Genomic DNA, 6389 nt, shown 5'->3' on the forward strand with positions numbered 1-6389 from the left:
CCGATATCGCCAATACCACCACTACTTTAACAGCGACCAACCTTACCGCTACCACGCAATACCGTGCGGTCGTACAAAGTGGAACGTGTGCAGAAGTGACTTCTGCCACAGCAACCATTACCGTAGGAGGAGTAGTTAACTTAACTATAGATAATATTACAGCAGACAATATTGTCAATGCAACAGAAGCAGGAACAACTATTCCAGTAACCGGAACGGTAGGAGGAGACTTTAACACAGGAGACACTGTAACTTTAGTGATTAACGGAAACACCTATACTGGTACAGTAGATACCAGTGGAAACTACAGTATAAATGTACCAGGCTCAGACTTAGCAGCTGACCCAGACACGACTGTAGATGGAAGTTTCCTATCGGCTACATCTTGCTCCGCGAACACGAATCATGTTTATAATGTAGACACGACGGCTCCAGTTCCTACCATTAGTGTACACAACATCACGGCAGACAACATTGTCAATGCAACAGAAGCAGGAACATCCATTCCAGTAACCGGAACGGTAGGAGGAGACTTTAACACAGGAGACACCGTAACATTAACAATCAACGGAAACACCTATACTGGTACAGTAGATGCCAGTGGAAACTACAGTATAAATGTACCAGGCTCAGACTTAGCAGCCGACCCTGATACCACTGTAGAAGCAAGTGTAGCCACAACAGACGCATCCGGGAACACAGGTAGTGCCAACACGAATCATGTTTATAATGTAGACACGACAGCTCCAGTTCCTACCATTAGTGTAGACAACATTACGGCAGACAACATTATCAATGTAACAGAAGCAGGAGCAACTATTTCAGTAACCGGAACCGTAGGCGGAGACTTTAACACAGGAGACACCGTAACATTAACAATCAACGGAAACACCTATACCGGTACAGTAGATGCCAGTGGAAACTACAGCATAAATGTACCAGGCTCAGACTTAGCAGCCGACCCTGATACCACTGTAGAAGCAAGTGTTACAACAATGGATACTGCTGGAAATACTGCTTCAGCTACAGATGCTCATCTGTACAATGTAGATACCACAGCTCCTACCCTTTCTATTCTTATTAATGACATCACTCCAGACAATATCATAGACGCAACAGAAGCAGGAACGAACATTCCAGTAACCGGATCAGTAGGAGGTGATTTTAACACGGGAGACATGGTAACCCTAACAATCAACGGGAATACCTATACTGGTACCGTAGACGCTAGTGGAAATTACAGTATTAGTGTGCCAGGTTCAGAATTAGCAGCCGATCCTGATACCACTGTAGAAGCAAGTGTTACGACAACAGATACCGCTGGAAATACTGCTTCAGCTACAGATACTCATCTGTACAATGTAGATACCACAGCTCCTACCCTTTCTATTCTTATTGATGACATCACTCCAGACAATATCATTGACGCAACAGAAGCAGGAACGAACATTCCAGTAACCGGAACTGTAAGTGGAGATTTTAATACAGGAGACACAGTAACCCTAACAATTAACGGAAATACCTATACTGGTACCGTAGACGCTAGTGGAAATTACAGTATTAATGTGCCAGGTTCAGAATTAGCAGCCGATCCTGATACAACAGTAGAAGCAAGTGTTACAACAATAGATACTGCTGGTAATACTGTTTCAGCTACAGATACTCATCTATACAGTTTATTAGATTCTGATAATGATGGAGTTCCAGACATCACCGATATTGATGATGATAATGATGGAATTTTGGATATTGATGAAGGGAATGGCAACACAGATACCGATGAAGACGGGATTCCTGATAGTCTTGATAGCGATAGTGATAATGATGGAGTTCCCGATGTTACTGAAGGAAATGATAGTAATAGTGATGGAGTACCTGACAGCCTTCCTTCTGGCAATGATTCAGATGGAGATGGTTTGGATGATACTTATGACACAGATAACGAAGGCACTCCTGTAGACATTCCTGATAATGATGGAGATGGTATTCCAGATTTTCAAGATATTGATGATGATAACGACGGTATTAATACTTCAGATGAAAATCCCGGAGACCCTGACCCAACAACTAACGATGCTCTTGACACCGATGATAATGGTATTCCTGACTACCTAGACCCTAATACAAAACCCTGTGGTACTCCCTATAATATCATGACTCCTGGTAGTGATGGTGATAATGATATTTTCTTTATCTCTTGTGTAGATAGACCCGAATACAGTAACAATACTGTTGAGATCTTTAATAGATGGGGAAATACTGTATACAAAGCTTCTGGCTATAATAATAGAGATATTGTTTTTAAAGGAATATCTAATGGACGAACAACAATTAATGTTGATGAAAAATTACCTTCAGGCACCTATTTTTATGTTATCGATTTAGGTGATGGATCAAAACCAAAAGTAGGCTGGTTATACATTAATAGATAAAAAAATAATATGAAATTAAAACACTTATGCACATTAATATTCCTAGTTCAAATATTAATAAATGCAAATGCTCAACAAGACCCTCAATACACCCAATATATGTATAACACAATGAGTGTAAACCCTGCATATGCTGGATCGAGCGGACATACTATAATAAATGCGCTCGCAAGAACTCAATGGGTTGGTGTTGAAGGGGCTCCAGACACCCAAACATTAAGTTTTGACACTTCGTTAGGTTTTAGCGGAGTTGGACTAGGTATTAATCTAACTAACGATAGAATAGGGCCTGCTAATGAAATTTTTTTAGATATCAATGCTTCTTATACAGTTCGTACCAGTGATGAAGGAAATTTGGCTTTTGGGTTGAAACTTGGAGCAAGACATTTATATGTTGATTGGAACAAAGGCTTTGTTAAAGATAGAGACGATAAAAGTTTAACTGGAAACATTAACAGGTTTTTACCAACTATTGGAGCCGGTATTTATTACTACACTTCTAACTGGTATTTGGGAGCAGCTATCCCTAACTTCATTAACACAGATCATTATGATGACTCTAATAATGGAGGTGATATCGCAAAAGAACGAATGCACTTATTTTTAATTGGTGGGTATGTATTTAATTTAAACGAAAATATTAAGTTTAAACCCGCATTTTTAACAAAAATTGTAAATGGCGCACCTTTATCCTTAGATGTATCGGCTAATTTTCTTTTCAATGAAAAATTTACAGCAGGTATAGCTTGGAGGTGGGATGATTCTATTAGTGCTCTGATAGGACTTCAAGCTTCTAGAAATTTACATATAGGATTAGCTTACGACCTCACTACCTCTAATTACAGTAACTACAATTCTGGAACCTATGAACTAATGATTAAATGGGAAATATTCAAAGAACTAGCAATGAAATCTCCTAGATTCTTTTAAATTATAAAATGAAATGAAAAAAGCAATACATTTTTTACTTATAATAGTATTTATACCAACCACCATTAACAGCCAACGAAAGTATGCTGCTAACAGATATTTTGAAGAGTTTTCTTACAAAAAATCTGCTGAATTATATCAATCCATATACAACAAAGGAGATAATTCTTATACTGTATTAAGTAGATTAGGAGACTCTTATTACTTTAACTTTAAATATGTTATGGCAGAAAAAAACTATCAAGAATTAATGAAATTATACGAAAACTCTGCTAAACCCAAGCATATATTTAGATATGCCCAAGTTTTAAAAACTAATGGTAAAATAAAAGAATCTGACAAGTGGCTATTAAAATTAAATAAAAACGATAGTCGTGTGAAGGCGTTAGAAGAAAACACTAATTATTTTGTTGAATACTCTAATCGAGAAAAGACATATATAAACATCCACAACCTGTCTAGTAACACTTCTTATTCAGACTTTGGTGGACATATTCATAATGATCATTTATACTTTTCTTCTACCCAACCCAAAACAGAAAAAGACAAAAAACTCTATCGATGGAATAATCAACCATATTTAAACATTTATAAAGCAAAACAAAGTAACGATTCTATTAAATTTTTGGATGTAGGTAAACCTATCATTCTTGAAGAGTTAAGCTCTAAGTATCACGAATCAAACATTGTTATTTCTAAAGATGGAAAAACAGCTTATTTTACCAGAGATAACTTTGATGGCAAGCGATTAATAGGGGATGAAAATAATATCTCTCATCTTAAAATTTATAAAGCTACTAAAAGAGGAAAAATTTGGGAAGATATAAAAGAACTGCCTTTTAATAGTAATAGTTTTTCTTGCGGACATCCTGCCCTTAGCCCTGACGAAAAAACACTTTATTTTGTTTCTGATATGCCAAATGGCTACGGAGATACTGATATTTATAAAATAGCAATTTTAGAAAACGACACCTATGGAAAACCTGAAAACCTTGGTAAGCCTATTAATACAGAAAGTAAAGAAATGTTTCCTTTTATAGGAAATGATAATGTTCTGTATTTTTCTTCTGATGGACATATTGGCTTAGGAGGTTTAGATGTTTTTGAGGCAAAAATCACTAGTAACTCTTATACAAAACCAGTAAATTTAGGAAGCCCTGTAAATGGTTCTTTTGATGATTTTGCTTTCATTATTAACGACAAACATACTCAAGGTTACTTTTCTTCCAACAGAAAAGATGGTAAGGGAGATGATGATATTTATAGTTTTAAAATATACGATTGTAAACAAAATATTAAAGGAGTTATATCAGACTCAAGAACAGGTAACCCTATTCCCAATGCTACCGTTCAGCTTATAAACAAACAAGGAGAACCCATTTTGACTAAAACAACCAAGAAAGATGGTAGTTATTTATTTGAAAAAATAGATTGCGAAAAGAGTTTTGTAGTCGTTGTTTCAAAAAAAGATTATCGAAATTCTCAAAAAAACACAAAAACACTTGATGTCAACAAAAGATTAATTACTGAGAACATCCAGCTTGAATCTTTAATAGTAGATGATCAAATCATTATAAAACCTATTTACTTCGATTTTGATCTATATAATATTCGTGAAGATGCCGAATACGAGTTAGAACATATTGTTTCTGTCTTAAAAGACAATCCTAATATCAACATAATAATTGAATCTCATACCGACAGCAGAGGTTCGAAAGCATATAACAAATTATTATCAGACAAAAGAGCCAAATCTACAAGAGACTATATATTATCAAGAGGTATTTCTTCTAAAAGAATAAAAAGTGCTATTGGTTATGGCGAAGAACAGCTGTTAAACAACTGTAATGACTTAAATCAAAATAAGTGTACCGAAAAAGAACACCAACTAAACAGAAGATCATATTTCTATATAGAAAAAAAGTAATTTGTATTAGTTAATTTATGAGTCATTCTAAAACCCATTGATAACATATTTTTAATTAAGTGTTTTAGTTTTATATAGAGTGTGTCTTAAAATAAGTTTACACATTTTTATGTTAATCTTAGTATAAGGTTACAACTTGCTTTTAAGTTCTGTTTTGATGTTTATGGGTTATCATAGTTGGCAATACTGACAGATAGCTATGTGGTAGGTTGGTTTGTACATAGGTATATAGCTGTTTTGCTGTATAATTGCCTTTTTCATATTTCTTGATGGCTGTTGTAATTTTCTTTTGATAGGTCGCTTTGCGCTTTCTTGCGTTTTGTTGCGTTTGTTGTTGCGCTTTTTCTATTGCCTTTTGTTCCTGATACTTTACATGGGTTTTCCAAACTTTGTGCAAGCCGAAAAAGCCTATTTCATGGGATTGGGTACGTGTTTTATCAAAGTACAATGAGGGATACAATGCGGTTACTTGTGATTTGATAAACCACTTGCGAGCAAATTCTAGTTTCCAACGGTATTCTTTGAGTTTTTTAATCAGGGTTGTCTTTTGAGTGATGTTTGTAAATAGTTCGTTGTTTAGGTAATTGATGGCTTTTTTCCATTCGCCTACATATACATTGTGCTGTTTCCAAAGTTTTGCAGAAGTTTTGATACAATCTTGTAGTAAAATTGCCTTAAATTCTTCAGTAGTTACATTGGCGTAGAGTTCTATTTTTTGCAAATAGTCATAACGCAATCCTTTGTAATTATCATACACACCGTCTGCCAGTTCTTGCGCTAGTTCTCTATCATCTTGCAATCGAGCTAGAAAATTATGCGTAAGCGGGCTATTTGTGCCTTGGCTTGGTTTTTCTTGCTTTAAAAAATCAGGTAATAGGGCTTTGACTACTTCGGAAGTTTGGCGCGGGCGAGTGGTTGTTTTCTTACTTATCACTGTGGTGTTCTTGTAGAAGCCGTCCGCAGGACAGGTAAATTCTTCCTTTTGAAACTCTGTGTTATTTACCAAGAGTTTCAAAAGGAAGAATTTCCCTGTCCTCCGGACGGCTTCTACAAGAACACCACAGTGATAAGTAAGAAAACAACCACTGTGGTGTTCTTGT

At 35.7% G+C, this 6389-nt stretch carries 4 protein-coding genes; 3 read left to right on the forward strand and 1 reads right to left on the reverse strand.

The genetic code is table 11. The annotated features are described in order from the left end of the window. The 3 genes from ACN0WY_RS17160 to ACN0WY_RS17170 form a co-directional block, all read left to right on the forward strand. On the forward strand, window positions 1-2432 hold a 2432-nt coding region (locus tag ACN0WY_RS17160; RefSeq protein ID WP_417801162.1), incomplete at its 5' end, for an Ig-like domain-containing protein. Window positions 2433-2441: 9 nt separating this feature from the next. After that, window positions 2442-3362, forward strand: coding sequence for a type IX secretion system membrane protein PorP/SprF (locus ACN0WY_RS17165; protein ID WP_099214609.1), 921 nt, complete (start codon window positions 2442-2444; stop codon window positions 3360-3362). 13 nt (window positions 3363-3375) lie between these two features. Continuing rightward, window positions 3376-5289, forward strand: coding sequence for an OmpA family protein (locus tag ACN0WY_RS17170; RefSeq protein WP_099214610.1), 1914 nt, complete (start codon window positions 3376-3378; stop codon window positions 5287-5289). Window positions 5290-5431: 142 nt separating this feature from the next. Here the strand turns inward: ACN0WY_RS17170 and ACN0WY_RS17175 are convergent. Continuing rightward, window positions 5432-6389: hypothetical protein (locus ACN0WY_RS17175; RefSeq protein WP_417801163.1), on the reverse strand; the 958-nt coding region annotated here is incomplete at its 5' end.

It is taken from the genome of Tenacibaculum sp. (assembly GCF_048269885.1).
Lineage (GTDB): Bacteria > Bacteroidota > Bacteroidia > Flavobacteriales > Flavobacteriaceae > Polaribacter.